This is a genomic window from Acidobacteriota bacterium (assembly GCA_020845575.1).
Lineage (GTDB): Bacteria > Acidobacteriota > Vicinamibacteria > Vicinamibacterales > Vicinamibacteraceae > Luteitalea.
Map to the genome: position 1 here is coordinate 1 of JADLFL010000005.1, position 16,033 is coordinate 16,033.

At 67.8% G+C, this 16,033-nt stretch carries 16 protein-coding genes, 5 tRNA genes and 1 pseudogene; 1 reads left to right on the plus strand and 21 read right to left on the minus strand.

Annotation, left to right across the window (positions count from 1 at the left end; translation table 11 throughout):
• From rplL to ispD, 17 genes are all read right to left on the minus strand, one after another.
• Positions 1-289 (minus strand): 50S ribosomal protein L7/L12 (gene rplL, locus IT182_01120; protein ID MCC6161936.1); only part of this gene is annotated, 289 nt, incomplete at its 3' end.
• Positions 290-369: 80 nt separating this feature from the next.
• Positions 370-894: a 50S ribosomal protein L10 gene (gene rplJ, locus IT182_01125; protein ID MCC6161937.1), complete on the minus strand. Its 525-nt coding sequence runs from the start codon at positions 892-894 to the stop codon at positions 370-372.
• A gap of 11 nt (positions 895-905) precedes the next feature.
• Positions 906-1,607 carry a 50S ribosomal protein L1 gene (locus tag IT182_01130; GenBank protein ID MCC6161938.1) on the minus strand — a complete coding sequence of 234 codons (702 nt, stop codon included), beginning with the start codon at positions 1,605-1,607 and terminating at the stop codon, positions 906-908.
• A gap of 59 nt (positions 1,608-1,666) precedes the next feature.
• Entirely contained in the window at positions 1,667-2,089 is a 423-nt protein-coding gene (gene rplK / locus IT182_01135; GenBank protein MCC6161939.1) for a 50S ribosomal protein L11, read from the minus strand.
• A 33-nt stretch (positions 2,090-2,122) separates the two neighbouring features.
• Complete coding sequence (gene nusG / locus IT182_01140; GenBank protein ID MCC6161940.1) at positions 2,123-2,689, minus strand: transcription termination/antitermination protein NusG; 567 nt, start codon at positions 2,687-2,689, stop codon at positions 2,123-2,125.
• On the minus strand, positions 2,686-2,985 hold the full coding sequence (gene secE / locus IT182_01145) for a preprotein translocase subunit SecE (protein ID MCC6161941.1): 300 nt from the start codon (positions 2,983-2,985) through the stop codon (positions 2,686-2,688). Before secE ends, nusG begins: the two co-directional genes overlap by 4 nt.
• Positions 2,986-3,066: 81 nt before the next feature.
• Positions 3,067-3,142, minus strand: a tRNA-Trp gene (locus IT182_01150).
• 31 nt (positions 3,143-3,173) lie between these two features.
• Complete coding sequence (gene rpmG / locus IT182_01155) at positions 3,174-3,323, minus strand: 50S ribosomal protein L33 (GenBank protein MCC6161942.1); 150 nt, start codon at positions 3,321-3,323, stop codon at positions 3,174-3,176.
• Between the two features lie 124 nt (positions 3,324-3,447).
• Positions 3,448-4,635, minus strand: a complete 1,188-nt coding sequence (gene tuf / locus IT182_01160; protein ID MCC6161943.1) for an elongation factor Tu — start codon at positions 4,633-4,635, stop codon at positions 3,448-3,450.
• A gap of 115 nt (positions 4,636-4,750) precedes the next feature.
• Positions 4,751-4,826: transfer RNA gene (locus IT182_01165), tRNA-Thr, on the minus strand.
• 279 nt (positions 4,827-5,105) lie between these two features.
• Positions 5,106-5,180 (minus strand) — tRNA-Gly (locus IT182_01170).
• A 201-nt stretch (positions 5,181-5,381) separates the two neighbouring features.
• Positions 5,382-5,468, minus strand: a tRNA-Tyr gene (locus IT182_01175).
• A gap of 94 nt (positions 5,469-5,562) precedes the next feature.
• Positions 5,563-5,639: transfer RNA gene (locus IT182_01180), tRNA-Thr, on the minus strand.
• Positions 5,617-6,381 carry a 23S rRNA (guanosine(2251)-2'-O)-methyltransferase RlmB gene (rlmB, locus tag IT182_01185; GenBank protein MCC6161944.1) on the minus strand — a complete coding sequence of 255 codons (765 nt, stop codon included), beginning with the start codon at positions 6,379-6,381 and terminating at the stop codon, positions 5,617-5,619. Before rlmB ends, IT182_01180 begins: the two co-directional genes overlap by 23 nt.
• 6 nt (positions 6,382-6,387) lie before the next feature.
• Positions 6,388-7,902 carry a glutamate--tRNA ligase gene (locus tag IT182_01190; GenBank protein ID MCC6161945.1) on the minus strand — a complete coding sequence of 505 codons (1,515 nt, stop codon included), beginning with the start codon at positions 7,900-7,902 and terminating at the stop codon, positions 6,388-6,390.
• 662 nt (positions 7,903-8,564) lie between these two features.
• Entirely contained in the window at positions 8,565-8,969 is a 405-nt protein-coding gene (locus IT182_01195) for a PIN domain nuclease (protein MCC6161946.1), read from the minus strand.
• Positions 8,970-9,142: 173 nt separating this feature from the next.
• Positions 9,143-10,330, minus strand: a complete 1,188-nt coding sequence (gene ispD, locus IT182_01200; GenBank protein ID MCC6161947.1) for a 2-C-methyl-D-erythritol 4-phosphate cytidylyltransferase — start codon at positions 10,328-10,330, stop codon at positions 9,143-9,145.
• 35 nt (positions 10,331-10,365) lie between these two features.
• Between ispD and IT182_01205 the strand changes: the two genes are divergently transcribed.
• Positions 10,366-11,931 (plus strand): hypothetical protein, encoded by a 1,566-nt coding sequence (locus IT182_01205; GenBank protein ID MCC6161948.1) that lies wholly within the window; start codon positions 10,366-10,368, stop codon positions 11,929-11,931.
• A gap of 12 nt (positions 11,932-11,943) precedes the next feature.
• On the opposite strand, the gene IT182_01210 is transcribed toward IT182_01205, so the two are convergent.
• The 4 genes and pseudogenes from IT182_01210 to radA form a co-directional block, all read right to left on the minus strand.
• Complete coding sequence (locus IT182_01210; protein ID MCC6161949.1) at positions 11,944-12,564, minus strand: hypothetical protein; 621 nt, start codon at positions 12,562-12,564, stop codon at positions 11,944-11,946.
• Positions 12,561-13,298 carry a 1-acyl-sn-glycerol-3-phosphate acyltransferase gene (locus IT182_01215; GenBank protein ID MCC6161950.1) on the minus strand — a complete coding sequence of 246 codons (738 nt, stop codon included), beginning with the start codon at positions 13,296-13,298 and terminating at the stop codon, positions 12,561-12,563. The genes IT182_01210 and IT182_01215 overlap by 4 nt, the downstream gene beginning before the upstream one ends.
• A gap of 136 nt (positions 13,299-13,434) precedes the next feature.
• A pseudogene (locus tag IT182_01220) lies at positions 13,435-14,409 on the minus strand (PIN domain nuclease).
• Between the two features lie 106 nt (positions 14,410-14,515).
• Positions 14,516-15,892, minus strand: a complete 1,377-nt coding sequence (gene radA / locus IT182_01225) for a DNA repair protein RadA (protein ID MCC6161951.1) — start codon at positions 15,890-15,892, stop codon at positions 14,516-14,518.
• Between the last annotated feature and the right edge of the window lie 141 nt (positions 15,893-16,033).

Consider the following 16,033-nt stretch of genomic DNA (forward strand, 5'->3'; position numbering starts at 1 on the left):
CCTCGACGAGATCCTTGGCTTCCTTCAGGCCGAGCGAGGTGACCTCGCGGACCGCCTTGATCACGTTGATCTTGTTCGCGCCCGCCTCGACGAGGATGACGTTGAACTCGGTCTGCTCCTCGGCCGGGGCCGCCGCCGCCGCACCGGCACCCGCTGCCACCACCACCGGCGCCGCGGCCGCGGCCGACACGCCGAGCTCGGCCTCGAGGGTCTTGACGAGCTTCGACAGCTCCATCACCGAAATGTTCTTGATGTACTCGACCACCTGATCCTGCGTCACGTCTGCCATTGTCCTGATCTCCTCACCTGTCAGCGGTAGGGCCCGCCGCCTCGACGTTGCTCGGGGCGCGGCCATCGTTCATCGGCGGGCTACTCGCCCTTCTTCTTCTCCACCTGCGTCAGTACATTCATCAGGTCCCTCGGCGCCGCGCTCAACACGCTGACGATCTGGACCATCGGAGCCTGCAGCAGGTACAGCAGCTTGGCGTACAGTTCCGGCTTGCCCGGCATCGTCGCCAGGTCGTTGACCGCCGGTCCCTCCACCACTTCGCCCTGCACCACGGCGGCCTTCAGCACGAGGGCGGGCGCGGTCCGGGCAAACGTCGTGAGCACCTTGGCGAGCGCCACCGGGTCGTCGCCGCTGAAGGCCACGGCCGTCGGGCCCGTGAAGTGGGACGTCAGCGCCTCGAAGGGCGTGCCGGCCATCGCGCGACGCGCGAGCGTGTTCTTCACCACCTTGTACGAGCCGTGCACGGCCCGCACCTGGCGGCGCAGTTCGGTGACCTCGGGAACCTTGAGGCCCTTGTACTCCAGGACGATCAGGCTCTCGGACGCCCCGAAGGCGTCGGCGAGCTGCCCGAGTTCCAGTTGCTTGTCAGCACGAGATACAGCCATGGTCTCTCCCCTTACTTGACGAGCGACTCGACATGCGAGGTGTCGATCGCCACGCCCGGGCCCATGGTCGAACTGACCGTCAGGCTCTTGAGGTACTTGCCCTTGGCCGCCGCCGGCTTCGCCTTCATCACGCTGTCCACCAGCGCGTGCGCGTTGGCCAGGAGGTTCTCGGCCGGGAACGACACCTTGCCGATCGGGGCGTGCACGATGCCGGTCTTGTCCACGCGGAACTCGACCTTGCCCGCCTTGATCTCCTGCACGGCCTTCGCGATGTCGGTCGTGACGGTGCCCGTCTTCGGGTTGGGCATCAGTCCGCGCGGACCGAGTACCTTGCCGAGCCGGCCCACGGCCCGCATCATGTCGGGCGTGGCCACGACGGCGTCGAAGTCCGTCCACCCGCCCGCAATCTTCTCCACGAGTTCCTCGCCGCCGATCGCGTCGGCGCCGGCGGCTTCCGCCTCACGCTGCTTTTCGGCGTTGGCGATCACGAGCACGCGCTTGGTCCTGCCCAGGCCGTGCGGCAGCACCACGGTGCCGCGCACCATCTGATCGGCGTGCTTGGGATCCACGCCGAGACGCATGGCCACTTCGACGGTCTCGTCGAACTTCGTGTACTTGAGCTTCTGGACGAGCGGAATCGCTTCGTCCAGCACGTACGGCCGCTCTTCGACTTGCGCGCGCGCCGCCGCGTACTTCTTCCCGGGATTGGGCATGCACTGACCTCCGTGGTTCAGACGGCCGCCGAAACGACCTCCCACAATTACCGCATCACCTACACCACATCCAGACCCATCGAGCGCGCCGTGCCGCTCACGCTGCGGATGGCCGACTCGACCGATTCGCAGTTGAGATCCGGCAGCTTGATCCGCGCGATCTCCTCGACCTGCGCCTTGGTCACCGTGCCCACCTTGTTCTTGTTGGGCTCGGCAGACCCCTTCTCCACCTTCGCGGCGCGCTTGAGCAGCACGGGCGCGGGCGGCGTCTTGAGCACGAAGGTGTACGAGCGGTCGGCGTACACCGTCACCACCACGGGGATGATGAGGCCGTCCTGCCCGGCGGTCTTCGCGTTGAAGTTCTTGCAGAAGTCCATGATGTTGACGCCCTGCGGACCGAGTGCGGTACCGACAGGCGGCGCCGGCGTCGCCTTGCCGGCGGCAATCTGGAGCTTCACGAGTGCTTGGACTTTCTTGGCCATGTGTCTGCGAACCGTCCCTGCTGCGATCGAACCCTAGAGTTTCTCGACCTGGAGGAAGTCGAGTTCCACCGGCGTCGACCGCCCGAAGATCGTCACCATGACCTTCAGCGTGCTGCGCTCGGTATTCACCTCGTCCACCGTCCCGTTGAAATTGGTGAACGGGCCTTCGTTGATGCGGACCTGATCGCCCTTGTCGAAGTGGTACTTCGGCTTGGGCTTCTCGGCGCTCTCGCGCACCTGGAGGAGGATGTTCTCCACCTCGTCGCGCGTCATCGGCGTCGGCTTGGTCCCCGCACCCACGAACCCGGTGACCTTCGGCGTGTTCTTCACCACGTGCCACGCGTCGTCGGTCATCTGCATCTCGACGAACAGGTAGCCCGGGAAGATCCGCTTCGGGGCTTCGTACTTCCGCCCACCCCGCATCTCGACCACGACTTCGGTGGGCACCAGGATCTCGCCGAACTTGTCCTCCAGGCCGTACGCCTGGAAGCGCTGCTCGAGCGATTCCTTGACCTTCTTCTCGAAGCCCGAGTACGTGTGGACGATGTACCAGCTCAACACGGGAGCCGGCGCGGCGCCATCCTGCGTGGTCTCGCTCATGCCGCGCCTCCGAGGCGCCGGAAGATCCATTCGACCACCTTGTTGAACGCCGCGTCGATGGCGAACAGGTACAGGCCCATGATGAGCGAGAACACGATCACGACCACAGTCGTGGCTTGCACCTCGCGCTGTGTGGGCCATGTGACGCGCCCGACTTCCTCACGCACCTTCGAGAGGAAATCCTTCGCACGTCCCCACCAGCCCAACGGGCCGCTCGTCGTCGCGACGGGCGCATCACTGCCCTCGCGGCGTCCGACCTGCGCGTCCTTGACGTTGTCCACCATCGCGGTCTTCACGGTGCGGTTTCCTTGAGTGCAGACGCCCCGGCGCGCCTCGCGTGACCGCGGTGCGCGCCTCGGGCTCCCGCCGGCGAGAGGTGGCAGGCCAGGAGGGACTCGAACCCCCAACCCCCGGTTTTGGAGACCGGTGCTCTCCCAATTGAGCTACTGGCCTGTACGCACGCCGCCGCCGGCCGGGCCGGCAACTACTTGCTTTCCTTGTGTTCCGTGTGCGACTTGCAGAAGCGGCAGAACTTCTTCATGTTCAGACGCTCCGTGGTCTTCTTCTTGTTGCGCGTCGTGCTGTAGTTCCGACGCTTGCACTCGCCGCACGCGAGCTGAACGATGTCTCTCATGGTGAACTCACTGTCTTACGGTTCAGGGCTCGGGAAAGGCCGGGCTCGGAGAGCCGGCCCTGCCAGCCGCAGGCGATCCGGTCCTGCCAGACGAGCCGGCCTTGTCGGCCGGCCCACCACAGCCTTACTGCAGGATCTCGGTGATGGTGCCCGCGCCCACCGTCCGGCCGCCCTCGCGAATCGCGAACCGCAGCCCCTTCTCCAGCGCCACCGGCCCGATGAGCTCGATCTCCATCGTCACGTTGTCGCCCGGCATCACCATCTCCACGCCCTCGGGCAGCTTGGCCACCCCCGTCACATCCGTCGTCCGGATGTAGAACTGCGGCCGGTACCCGTTGAAGAACGGCGTGTGACGCCCGCCCTCTTCCTTGGTCAGGACGTACACCTCACCCTTGAACTTGGTGTGCGGCGTGATCGACCCGCCCTTGGCCAACACCTGCCCCCGCTCCACCGCATCCTTGTCGATGCCGCGCAGCAGCGCCCCGATGTTGTCGCCCGCCTGCCCCTCGTCGAGCAGCTTCTTGAACATCTCGACGCCGGTCACCACCGTCTTGCGCGTCGGCCCGAACCCCACAATCTCGATTTCCTCGCCGACCTTCACCGTCCCGCGCTCCACCCGGCCGGTCACCACCGTCCCACGCCCCGAGATCGAGAACACGTCCTCGACCGGCATCAGGAACGGCTTGTCCACCGCGCGCTCCGGCAGCGGCACGTACTGGTCCACCGCCTCCATCAGCGCGTCGATCGTCTTCTCCCACTCGCCTTCGCCTTCCAGCGCCTTGAGCGCCGACCCGCGCACGATCGGAATCTCGTCCCCCGGGAACCCGTAGCTGCTCAGCAGCTCCCGCACCTCGAGCTCCACCAGATCCAGCAGCTCGGGGTCGTCCACCGCGTCCACCTTGTTCAGGAACACCACCAGGTACGGCACCCCCACCTGCCGCGCCAGCAGAATGTGCTCGCGCGTCTGCGGCATCGGCCCGTCGGTGGCCGCCACCACCAGAATCCCCCCGTCCATCTGCGCCGCGCCCGTGATCATGTTCTTCACGTAGTCGGCGTGCCCCGGACAGTCCACGTGCGCGTAATGCCGATTGGCCGTCTCGTACTCCACGTGCGACGTCGCAATCGTGATCCCGCGCTCCTTCTCTTCCGGCGCGTTGTCGATCGAGTCGAACGACCGGAACGACACCTTCGGATTGTGCTTGCTCAGCACCTTGGTGATCGCCGCCGTCGTCGTCGTCTTGCCGTGGTCGATGTGGCCGATCGTCCCGATGTTGACGTGCGGCTTCGAACGGTCGAACTTCTCTTTCGCCATGACCCTTTACGCTCTCTTTGCTACGCCTACGTGTTCGTTACCAACCTGCGCTACTGGCCCGCCAACCTGAACCCGACTGGGCCCGCCAACCGGAGCTCGCGAAGCGAGCGAAGGTTGGAGCCGATGACCGGGATTGAACCGGTGACCTCGTCCTTACCAAGGACGCGCTCTGCCAACTGAGCTACATCGGCCTTCGCTGAACGCTCGCTCTTCGCTCGCAGCTTCGGCCGACACGTCGACTGAGCCTGCCCATCTCGCTCGCGGGAGCCGCATCTTCGGTGCCCGCCACCCGGACACGGGTCCGCTGGCGGGACAAGCTCACAATCCTAACCCGGATCCGGTGTCAACACCAAACCGGCACAGACACGCCATCGCGCCCACCGGCCCGAAAGCCGATCGGCAGCGCCCGCCCCGCCTTCGCGCCTACGACGCTCCGGCGCGGCACGGCGGTGGGACGAACCCGGTACATGTGGAGCGGGAGACGGGGATCGAACCCGCGACCAACAGCTTGGAAGGCTGTGACTCTACCACTGAGTTACTCCCGCCTTCGACTCGCATGATTGCAGCGCCAGCACCGCAATCACGCTCGCTCAGGCCTGGGCCATGACTCCGCCCCGAGGCCTGCCGTCCTGCTCGAGCCAGGGCCATGACTCCGCCCCCAGACCCGCCGTCCTGCTCCAGCCCCAAGCAGCCTGCCATGAGCGAGCCCACGCGTCTCGCCACGCGAGACGCGTGGGCGAGTCGAATGGTGGCGAGGGAAGGATTCGAACCTTCGAAGGCGCTTGGCCGACAGATTTACAGTCTGCTGCGTTTGACCGCTCCGCAACCTCGCCGCACACGGCTCGGGCCTGGGCCCGTTGAACTGCATTCAGGCGCGTTGCCGCACCCACGATCGCCTGATTCACGACCGTTCCTGCACATCGAAACTGGAGCTGGCGAAGGGATTTGAACCCCCGACCGGCTGATTACAAATCAGCTGCTCTACCGGACTGAGCTACGCCAGCCGGACAAAGGAGGCGAGTATAGCACACCGCGCTGCCTCAGCGCTTCGTACAGGACTATGCCCGTGGCGACCGAGACGTTGAGACTGCCGACGTGCCCGCGCATCGGCAGCGCCGCGATGAAGTCGCAGTGCTCCCTGACCAGCCGCCGCAACCCCTCCCCTTCCGCGCCGACGACAAGGGCCGTGGGCGGACGGAAGTCGACGCTGTCGTAGGCCTGGGCCCCTTCCGCGTCGAGGCCGACCACCCACACGCCGAGCGACTTGAGGGTCTCGATCGCGCGCACCACGTTGACCACGTCGCAGATGCGCACGTGCGCCAGCGCGCCAGCCGACGCGCGCGCCACGGCGGGCCCGAGCGCCGCCGCGTGCCGCTCCTGGCGCACCACGCCCGTCGCTCCGGCGGCATCCACGGTCCGCAGGATCGCGCCGACGTTGTGCGGGTCTTCGACGCCGTCCAGCACCACGACCAGCGGCGCCGGCTTGACGGCAACCAGTTGCTCCAGCGTCCAGCGTCGCGGCGCCTCTCCCAGCGTGGCGACAACGCCCTGGTGGCGCTCCCCGCCGGCCAGGCGCTCGAGCTCCGCGGCGTCGACCCGCCGCACGGGCACGCCGCGCGCTTCGGCCAGGCGCACGATCTCGGTGACGCGCGCGTCGGTCCGCGCGCCGACACACACATCGCGCACGCTTCCGGCGCGCAAGGCTTCACGTACGGGATGCACGCCGGCGACGACAATCGGGGCCATGTGCGATCAGGCTCCGATCAGCGCGGCCGCGCACATCGCCGCGCGCTCGCGACACCCGACGATGGGGTCGATGCCGGCACGCGGCGGAATCGCCGCACCCGCCTCGATGGCCGGCACGACGAGATCGAGTTCCGGCCCGCTGTCGGCCCCGGTGATCGCCAGGCGGATCGGGTGGAACAGATGTCGGCCCTTCTGGCCGGTGCGGTCCTTCACGCGTTGCGCGGTCTCGCGGAACGATTCCCGCGTCAGCCGTGGCCGGGCGCTCAACTCCTCGGCGAACGCGACGATCACCGCGCGCGAGGCGGACGCCGCATCGGGCGACTCGGCGCCAAGCAGTTCCACGACGGCGCCCGGGCGCGGAGTCTCGAATACCGTGCGCAGGCGCGCCGGTGCATCGGCGAGCCGATCCACGGTGCCCGCCACCAGCGGGACACATGTCAGCAGGAACGCACGCATCGCCTCATCGGCCACGACTGTTTCGCTTCGCAGGCAGCCGGCCTCGACCAGATGCGGGACCAGCAGCGCGGCCACTCGTGCCGGATCGGCATCCTTCAGGTAGTGCCGGTTCATCCACGCGAGCTTGTCCGGATCGAACACACCCGCACTCCTGGTGACGTCCTCGACGCGGAATCGTCGCGCGAGCTCATCGATCGGGACGATCTCTTCTTCGTGTCCCGGCGACCATCCGAGAAGCGCCAGGTAGTTGCGCAGCGCTTCGGGCAGGAAGCCCTGCGCGCGGAAGTCGGAGACGCTCGATGCGCCGTGGCGCTTGGACAGCGGCGCGTGATCGGGGCCGAGCACGAGCGACAGGTGTGCGAACTGCGGCGAGGCCACGCCGAGCGCGCGATACACCAGGATCTGCCGCGGCGTGTTCGGCACATGGTCCTCGCCACGCACCACCAGCGTGATCCCCATCGCCACATCGTCCACCACGACGGCGAAGTTGTAGGCCGGCAGCCCGTTCGGACGGAGCAGGACGAAATCACCGATCATCGCCGCGTCGGTGGCGATCGATCCGCGCACGAGATCGGTGAAGACGATGGGCTCGTGCGTGGTGACGCGGAACCTGATCGCGGCGGGTTCGCCCGTCGCCACGCGCGCACGCGCAACCGCCGGCTCGATGCCGCGGCAGGTGCCGGCGTACTGAGGCGTACGGCCCTCACGCAGCGCGGCTTCGCGCGCGGCGTCGAGATCCGCCGGCGAGCAGAAGCAGTAGTACGCATGTCTCTCGTCGAGCAGGCGCTCCGCGTGTGCGCGATAGATCGCCAGCCGTTCGGTCTGCCTGTAGGGTCCGTATGGTCCGCTCCGGTCCGGACCTTCATCCCAGTCGAGTCCGAGCCACCTCAGGTCTTCGAGGATGCCGTCAGCCGACGCCATCGTCGAACGCGCCTCGTCGGTGTCTTCGAGCCGCAGCACGAACGTGCCGCCCTGCCCGCGCGCAAGCAGCCAGTTGAACAGCGCCGTCCTGGCGTTGCCGACGTGCAGGTACCCTGTCGGACTCGGAGCGAAGCGTACGCGCATCGGAAGCATTATCCGGCAACCGGCAACCGGCAACCGGCAACCGGGCACCGGGCAGCGGGCACCGGGCAGCGGGCACCGGGCAGCGGGCAGCGGGCACCGGACAGCGGGCAGCGGACAGCGGGCAGCGGGCAGCGGACAGCGGGCAGCGGGCAGCGGGACAACCCGGCGGCGGGCACCGGCGAGATGTAGCTGCCGGGTCCCGATGACGTAGACGGACTCTGTCCGGCAGTCAGTGACATACGCCCACCGGATGAAGGCCGGCGGCTACACCTTCGCGGCAAGCCAGCACGCTGAAGACCCAACCGCGTCGAGCTGCTGCAGGGCACGCTCGACAGTCTGCTGACGACTGCCGACGATCATCCCGGTATCGCTCCCGTTGCCGTGGTCGGCCACGCCTACTGGCAGCGCCGCTCTGGCGCGCGGCCGCCGATCCCTGGCGAGACGATCCTGCTGAACCAGGTGCCGTTCGAAGTCGTCGGCGAGCCTGCGGGTTTCCCGGGCGGCGGCGGACTGGCTCCAGAGGTGACGATCCCTTCTACGCTGCGCCGCTCTCGAGCGGCAGGTCATCCGCGCCAGGGGCTGAATGACCGCACTCCGCCAGGAGTGACAGTCACTTGCGTTGCAGGGCACAGCGGGCTCGGCCAGGACGGCTCGGCCATCGGTCAGATTCGTTCGACGCGGATTGTCGGGTCGAGCTTCAGGATGTCGTCGGGATCGCCCGTGACAACGACATCGGCGGTGGGGCGTGCGGCAAGGACCACTGTCGCGTCGATCACGTCCTTCGTTCCGGCAACCCCGCACAACTCACCGGCCGCTCTGGCGAGTTGAGCGTCAAGCGTGTGCACTTCCACTTCTCGCGTCTTGAAGAAGCGCGTCAACGTGGTCTGCCGGCGGCCGTCCCTCCACGCCTGCCCGATGACGCCAGCAGGCACGCGAAGACGGAGGCGCTTCCGCAGTGCTTCCTGCAGCAACGCGATCATGCGGCGATCACCGCGTTCGATGGCGATGAGCGCGCCAGCGTCGAGGGGCAGGCCCGTGACCGGCGCCGAAGGACCCGTCGCGCCCATTGCCGTTCCTCCGCTGTGGGCTGACCGTGCTCGGCGACGAGTTCCTCGACGAGGTCCGCCAGCGACTCTTCGCGATCCTGCTGCGCCAGCGCCTTGACGATGTAGCAGGTCGTACTGCATCGTGGCTCAACCACACGCGATTCTCGCTGCACATGGCCGGATGCCTGAGTTCGTCATTCGACATTCGGCATCGCCCGTGTCAGCAGCGCCACGGAGTGGACGACCATCGCATCCTCGAGTGAGGACGTGCCCTCGGGCGTCTTGCCTTTCACGCTGATGCGATCGGGTGTCGTGGCGAGCGCTGCGGCCAGCGACGTACGCAGGGCCGCCGCGATCGGACCGATCTTCGGGCGATGGCAGATCACGACGATGTCGAGGTTGCCGATGTGCCAGCCAGCGCCCTGCACGCGGAAGAACGCGTCGCGCAGCAGCGCAAGACTGTCGGCGTCCTTCCAGGCGGGATCCGTATCGGGGAACAGCCCGCCGACGTCGCCGAGTCCCGCGGCACCCAGCACGGCATCGATGACGGCATGGCAGACAGCGTCACCGTCGGAGTGCCCGGCGAGCCCGCGCCCGTCGGGCACGTGGACGCCGCCGACAACGAGACGCCGGCCGTCGGCAAAACGATGCGAGTCGTACCCGACGCCCACGCGCGCCTCCGCCGGCTGATGGACGCTCGCACCAAGCGCGGCGCGCGCACGCCGGAGATCATCGTCGGTGGTGATCTTCACGTTGTCCGGATGCCCTTCCACGATCTGCACGCGATGTCCGAGGCGCTCGGCCAGCGACGCTTCATCGGTCACCTCGTCTGCCGATGTCATCGCCGGTATCAACACCTCGAGGACATCACGGCGAAAGCCCTGCGGTGTCTGCGCCAGCGCGAGGCCGTCGCGCGCGATCGTGCCTTCGATCCAGCGTCCTTCCGCGCCATCCACGACGCGCTTGACCGTGTCGTGAACGCGCGCCGCTGCGATGGCGGCGCCGTGACGCGCCGCGGCCGCCACCACGCGTCCGATCACGTCCGGCGTGACGAACGGGCGGGCGGCGTCGTGCACGAGCACGACGTCGGCATCTCCGGGCAACGCGAGCAGACCCGCCGCCACCGAATCCTGCCGGCGCGCGCCGCCGGCGACAACGGCGAGCAGCTTGCCTGCCGCGGCAGTCGTCGCGAGCACCGACGCATCAGCAACGTCAGACGCCGGCACCACCGCGACAACACCGCGGACCTCCGGAGACGAGGCGCAGGCCGCCACACTCCGCTCGAAGATCGTGCGGTCGCCAAGCGTCAGCCACTGCTTGGCCACCAACCCGCCAAGGCGACGCCCCTGGCCACCGGCGGCCACCACCACGTCGACAGTCACCGAGCGCGCTCCATGCGAGTGGTAAGGTAGCACCCATGCCCGGGCCGACCCGGCCGATCACTGCCGTTCTCGCCCTGGGCTCGTCGATACTCCTCCTCTCCGCTGCGCGCACGGTGGCAGCGGCTCGCCTCATCGCGGACGGCGACTGGCGGCTCCTCCTGTCATGGGCCGTTGCAGTCATCGCATTCACGGCCAGCGCGTGGGGACTCGTACGTTCCATGTCCGGCGTGCAGGTCTCGATGCGTCGAGCACGCCTGCTGCCTGTGGGGCTCGCCGCGTCGTGTACGGCGATGTTTGTCCTGAGCATCCCGGCTGCCGAAGGCCCCGACGAACTGGCGCACCTGCAGTACACGCGCTTCGTTGCCATGACGGGACGTCTGCCGACGGCGGTGCCACCCGTCGGAGATCCCTGGCGCGCCGACAGTTACGAATGGGTGCAGCACCCGGCCTACTACATCGCCACGGGCACGATCGCGCGGCTGCTCGGGCTTGCCGACGAACCACCTCGGTTGCCTGCCAACGAGGCGTCACGACTTCACGGCGGCCGTCAGGTCGCGATGTACCTGCACGGTCCCGACACCACGCGACAGGCAGGCATTCGCCTCATCTGGTGCATCCGCCTGCTGCACATCGGCCTTGCCGCGCTGACGGCATGGTGGCTCGGGACGGCGCTGCGACTCGCGGGCCTCGGCGAGCGTGCCGCTCTCGTGGGCAGCGCCTCGCTCGGTCTCGTGCCGCAGGTAGCGGCACTCATGGGTTACCACTCGACCGATGGGGCCGCGACCGCCGCCGCCACGTTCGCCGTGGTGACCATCCTGCGGGCGGCAACGACTTCCGGCAGCCGCTCGTCATTCATCGCCGGTCTGGCAACGGGTCTGGCACTGGCCGTCAAGCTCAGCACCGCCTATCTGTTGACGATGATCGCGCTGGCAACCGCGTGGACACGCCACGGATGGAGAACGGCGGCCCGACAGTCTGCTGCCGCGGCGCTCGGTGTCTGTCTGTCATGTGCCTGGGTCCCGCTTCGTGAATGGTACGCATTCGGTGACCCGTTGGGACGGGCGTTCCGTGCGGACGTGCTCGCCGCAGCGGGGCTCGGTCCAACGCCGTCACCCGGCCTGCTCGATCCGGCGATTCTCGGTATCTGGCGTGTCCAGGTGTTCGAGGCGTTCTGGGCTCGCTTCGGCTCGCTCGGTGCGGGACCGATGTCCGATTCCCGGCTCTGGTCGTTCTATGGCGCCGTGAGTCTCGTCCTCGCGATCGCCTGCATCGTCACGCTGCTGCGCATCGTGTCGTCGCCGCAGACGCATCGCCTGCTCGGGCTCGCGACGGCAGGGGCCGTCTCCGCATGTGCGCTCTGGGTGTACGTCACGATGGTGCCGCGTCCGTACATGGCCATCCACTGGACACCGCGGTACGTCCAGCCGGCGCTTCCGGTGCTGGCCATTGTCGCAACGGCCGGGCTCGCGCACGTGGTGCGCATGCGGCGCGGATCGACGAACACGGCAGCCGCGATGGCCAGCCTCGGCATCGCCGTCATGGCCGCAGCTGTGCTCGCGACAGCGCGGACCGTCCTGCTCCAGTTTCTCGGCGGCTATTGAAACACGCCCGGCCTACTCACCGCCCGCGTAGACGGCGAGGCGTTCGGTGGTCAGCGCGAGCGCGCGCTGGCCGGCGCTGGCGGGCAGCGACGCCGGTACGTAGAGGAGGACGAGCACGTCGCGCGTGGCGGGTGTCGTCATCGTGCGCGCGGAGTCCGACGTGGGGTTGCCGAAGGGTCCCACCGCGTCGGCCAGGGTGAGCCGGCCTTCGACGTTCACGCGATCCTTCCTGATACCGTCGTAGCCCTCGCCCGGACCACCGAGCCGCAGCGCGACTGGCGGCCGCATGCGCGCGAGATCGTAGAGACCGAACGAGATCTGCGTCTCGGCGGAACACCAGTTGATGATGTCCACCAGCCCGTTCACGCGCGGCAGGGAATCACCCTTGCGCACGCGGCGCAGCAGCGCTTCACTCGACGGCCGCGTCTTGGTCGGGTCGATGCCACAGCGCTTGTACATGAGCCGCGTGGCGGCCATGGGCTCGTCGAGATCGGTCGCGGCACGCAGGCGGTCTGCAGCCTCCGCGAGCGGCGCATCGAGACGCGGGTCGTGCGCGAGCACCGTCACGCCACGACGGACGATCACGCCAGGCATCACGATGTCGGCGACATCCGGCGAGACGTCGATGTTCACGAGGATGCTCCCTGCAGTTGCTCCACGCCGTCGCGCACCTGCCGCTCGATAACGCCCGCCAACTCACGCGCCCGACGCGCGTCGTATCCCTCCGTCGACACGATGGGCAGGACGCGCAGGCGCACGTGTCCCGGACAGGTCATGAGCCGCCCCTTCAGCATCACGTGACGCGTGCCCTCCACAGACACGGGCACGATGGGGAGGCCTGACTCGATCGCCAGCAGCACGATGCCGGCGCGGAAGCGCGCCACGCGTCCGTCAGCGCTGCGCGTGCCTTCCGGGAACACGAGCAGCGAGACATGCTGACGCATCAGTTCCTTGATCTGTGCCATCGTCGAGTTGCCCGGATTGCTGCGATCCACGAGGACGTGACCGCTGCGGCGCAGATGCCAGCCGAGGAACGGAAACCGGCCGAGCGACGCTTTCGCAAGGATGCGGATCTGATACGGCAGATACCAGAAGAGGACCGGGATGTCGTAGATGCTCTGGTGATTGGCGAGGAAGATGTACGAGGCGTCGGACGGGAGCTGGTCGATGCCGCTCACCTCCACCGTGACGCCGGTGGTCTTCAGGATCAGCCACGCCCATGCCCTGGCGCACTTGTGCGCGAGGTGCCCCTGCCGATCGACGAGCGTCGAAAGCAGCGACAGCGTGCCGAGGACGATGGTGTAGACGCTGATGGCGGGGATCAGGAAGACGACCGTCCGCCACCAATGGAACGGGGGCACTGCCATCGAGAGGTCAGGTCTGCTGGATGGCGCGCGGCCGGCGGAAGGGCGCCGTCTGCTGGCTGGGCGCCTGGGTGACGGGCGTGGCGGCCGTGGCATCGCCGACGGCGGGTGCACGCTGCGTATCGCCGGCCGGATCGATGTAGCGGCCGAAGATCATCTTGCCGGCCGTCGTCTGGAGCACGCTGGTGACGACCACGTCGATGTTCTTGCTGATCATCTTGCGGCCGTTGTCCACCACCACCATCGTGCCATCGTCGAGATAGGCCACGCCCTGGTTGTACTCGCGGCCTTCCTTGAGGATGAAGACCTTCATGTACTCGCCGGGCAGGACGACAGGCTTGAGCGAGTTGGCCAGTTCGTTGATGTTCAGGACCGTGACGCCGCGCAACTCCGCCACCTTGTTCAGGTTGAAGTCGTTGGTGATGATGCAGCCTTCGAGCGATCGGCCGAGCTCGATGAGCTTGAGATCCACTTCCTTGACGTCGGGGAAGTCGACGTCGGAGATGACCACGTCGATGTGGGTCATCTTCTGCATCCGCTGGAGGATGTCGAGGCCGCGTCGGCCGCGGTTGCGCTTCATCGCGTCAGACGAGTCGGCCACGAACTGCAGTTCCTTCAGCACGAACTGCGGCACGACCAGCGTGCCGTCCACGAACCCCGTTTCGCAGATGTCGGCGATGCGGCCGTCGATGATCACGCTCGTGTCGAGGATCTTGTAGCGCTTCTTGGGAGCCGTGGCGCGAAAGAGGCTGATGAGCCGCGCCGGCTCGAGCCACTCACCCTTGCGCGCGCCGACCACCAGGCCGAGATACGTGAGGGCGAGCAGGGTGACCGTGTGGAGAAACGCCACGCGGCCGTCTGCCGTATTGGCCCAGAAGAGCGTGGTGGTGACCGTTTTGGCGAGACTGAGGCCGATGGTGCCCCCGAGCACGGCGCCGAGCATCGCCGAGACCGACGTGTCGCGAAGTTGCGACTCGAAGACCACCACGAGCCCCGCCAACCCTGCCCCGAACAGGACATTGAGGAGGGCGAACTCGTGAACAGGCTTCACGAGCGACGCCGAATACGCCACCGCGGCCACAAAGAGCACGCGAGCAAAGACGAACCACGTCATGCACGACCCCAGATGAAGGAAATCGCTATATCTGCCCGGAGGTGCGCGGCACGGAATCAGGGGGAGGGGAATGGCCGCGCCGCCTCCGCGAGACATCATACGCCCATCAATCCCAGCCGATCACCTCGTCGAGCGCCTCGCCGACCGTCCTGACACCCACCACCTCGCAGCCCGTCAGGGCCTCGTCCTGCGCGTTGCCAGTCGGAAGCACGCATCGCGTGAACCCCATCTGCGCGGCTTCCCTGACCCGCAGCAGCGACTGCCCCGTCGCACGCACCTCGCCCGCCAGACCCACTTCACCGAACACCGCCGTCCCCTGACGGACAGGCCGATTCCTCACGCTCGACACCACGGCGGCGACGATACCAAGGTCCGCGGCACGCTCGTCGACGGTGAACCCACCTGCTACGTTGACGAACACGTCCTCGCCGGCGAGGTTCAGCCCGGCTCGCTTCTCGAGCACCGCCAGCAGCAGGGCCAGCCGCTGCTGATCCACGCCGTTGGTCATGCGTCGCGCGCTGCCGTAGACGCTGCTCGACACCAGCGCCTGTACTTCCACGAGTATCGGCCGCGATCCCTCCATGCAGCAGAGGACGGCCGATCCCGGTGCGCCCGCCTGCCGCTCGGCCAGGAAGAGCGCCGACGGGTTGGCCACGGGCTGCAGCCCCGTGCCCGTCATCTCGAACACGCCCAGCTCGCTGGCCGCGCCGAAGCGATTCTTCACGGCCCGGATCACGCGATGCGTATGATGCCGCTCGCCCTCGAAATACAACACCGTGTCGACGACGTGCTCGAGCACCTTGGGGCCGGCCAGCCCGCCATCCTTGGTGACGTGGCCCACGAGGAACGTGGGCAGGTTCTGGCCCTTGGCCGCGAACAGCAACTGCGTGGCCGTCTCGCGGATCTGCCCGACGGTGCCCGGCGCCGACGTCAGCCGCGTCGAGTACACGGTCTGGATCGAGTCGACGATCAGCAGCGCGGGCTTGATCCGCTGGACCTCGTCGAGGATGCGCTCGGTACACGTCTCGGCCAGCAGGTACAGCGGCGCGCGCCCGACGCCGAGTCGTTCGCCGCGGCCCTTCACCTGGTGCTCCGACTCCTCGCCCGAGCAGTACAGCACCGGTCCCGTCCGTCGTGCGAACTCCGCCGCCGCCTGCAGCAGCAGCGTGCTCTTCCCGATGCCCGGCTCTCCGCCGAGGAGCACGAGGCTGCCCGGCACCAGTCCGCCGCCGAGGACACGGTCGAACTCGCCGATGCCCGTCGAGATCCGCTCGGCCTGCACCATGTCCACGTCCGCGTAGAGCCGCGCCTGCCCACCGGACCCGAGTCCGAGTCGCGCCGCAGCCCCTCCGGCCGGCTGCGCGGGCGACGCGGCTTCCTCCACCAAGGAGTTCCACGCCCCGCAATCGGGACACCGCCCCAGCCACTTGGGTGACTGAGCCCCGCAGGAGGTGCAGGCAAAGACCGATTTCGGCGCGCGCATCAGGGAGAGAATCTTACAGGTTCGGCAACCGGCAACCGGCAACCGGCGAACCGGTGGGCATTTCGGAAGTCCGCAGAGCCAGAGCCAGGGCAGCGCCCGTCGAGCTTGACCGTGGGACCGCGGTTCGTATCAATTCCGTGT

What these genes read in the sequence shown, in the direction of transcription:
- nusG (MCC6161940.1), bottom strand. Translation starts at nt 2,689, where the DNA reads ATGAGCGAGACCACGCAGGATGGCGCCGCGCCGGCTCCCGTGTTGAGC.
- rlmB (MCC6161944.1), bottom strand. Translation starts at nt 6,381, where the DNA reads ATGGCCCCGATTGTCGTCGCCGGCGTGCATCCCGTACGTGAAGCCTTG.
- IT182_01215 (MCC6161950.1), bottom strand. Translation starts at nt 13,298, where the DNA reads ATGGCAGTGCCCCCGTTCCATTGGTGGCGGACGGTCGTCTTCCTGATC.
- rpmG (MCC6161942.1), bottom strand. Translation starts at nt 3,323, where the DNA reads ATGAGAGACATCGTTCAGCTCGCGTGCGGCGAGTGCAAGCGTCGGAAC.
- IT182_01205 (MCC6161948.1), top strand. Translation starts at nt 10,366, where the DNA reads ATGCCCGGGCCGACCCGGCCGATCACTGCCGTTCTCGCCCTGGGCTCG.
- IT182_01130 (MCC6161938.1), bottom strand. Translation starts at nt 1,607, where the DNA reads ATGCCCAATCCCGGGAAGAAGTACGCGGCGGCGCGCGCGCAAGTCGAA.
- tuf (MCC6161943.1), bottom strand. Translation starts at nt 4,635, where the DNA reads ATGGCGAAAGAGAAGTTCGACCGTTCGAAGCCGCACGTCAACATCGGG.
- IT182_01190 (MCC6161945.1), bottom strand. Translation starts at nt 7,902, where the DNA reads ATGCGCGTACGCTTCGCTCCGAGTCCGACAGGGTACCTGCACGTCGGC.
- rplK (MCC6161939.1), bottom strand. Translation starts at nt 2,089, where the DNA reads ATGGCCAAGAAAGTCCAAGCACTCGTGAAGCTCCAGATTGCCGCCGGC.
- IT182_01195 (MCC6161946.1), bottom strand. Translation starts at nt 8,969, where the DNA reads ATGGGCGCGACGGGTCCTTCGGCGCCGGTCACGGGCCTGCCCCTCGAC.
- radA (MCC6161951.1), bottom strand. Translation starts at nt 15,892, where the DNA reads ATGCGCGCGCCGAAATCGGTCTTTGCCTGCACCTCCTGCGGGGCTCAG.
- rplJ (MCC6161937.1), bottom strand. Translation starts at nt 894, where the DNA reads ATGGCTGTATCTCGTGCTGACAAGCAACTGGAACTCGGGCAGCTCGCC.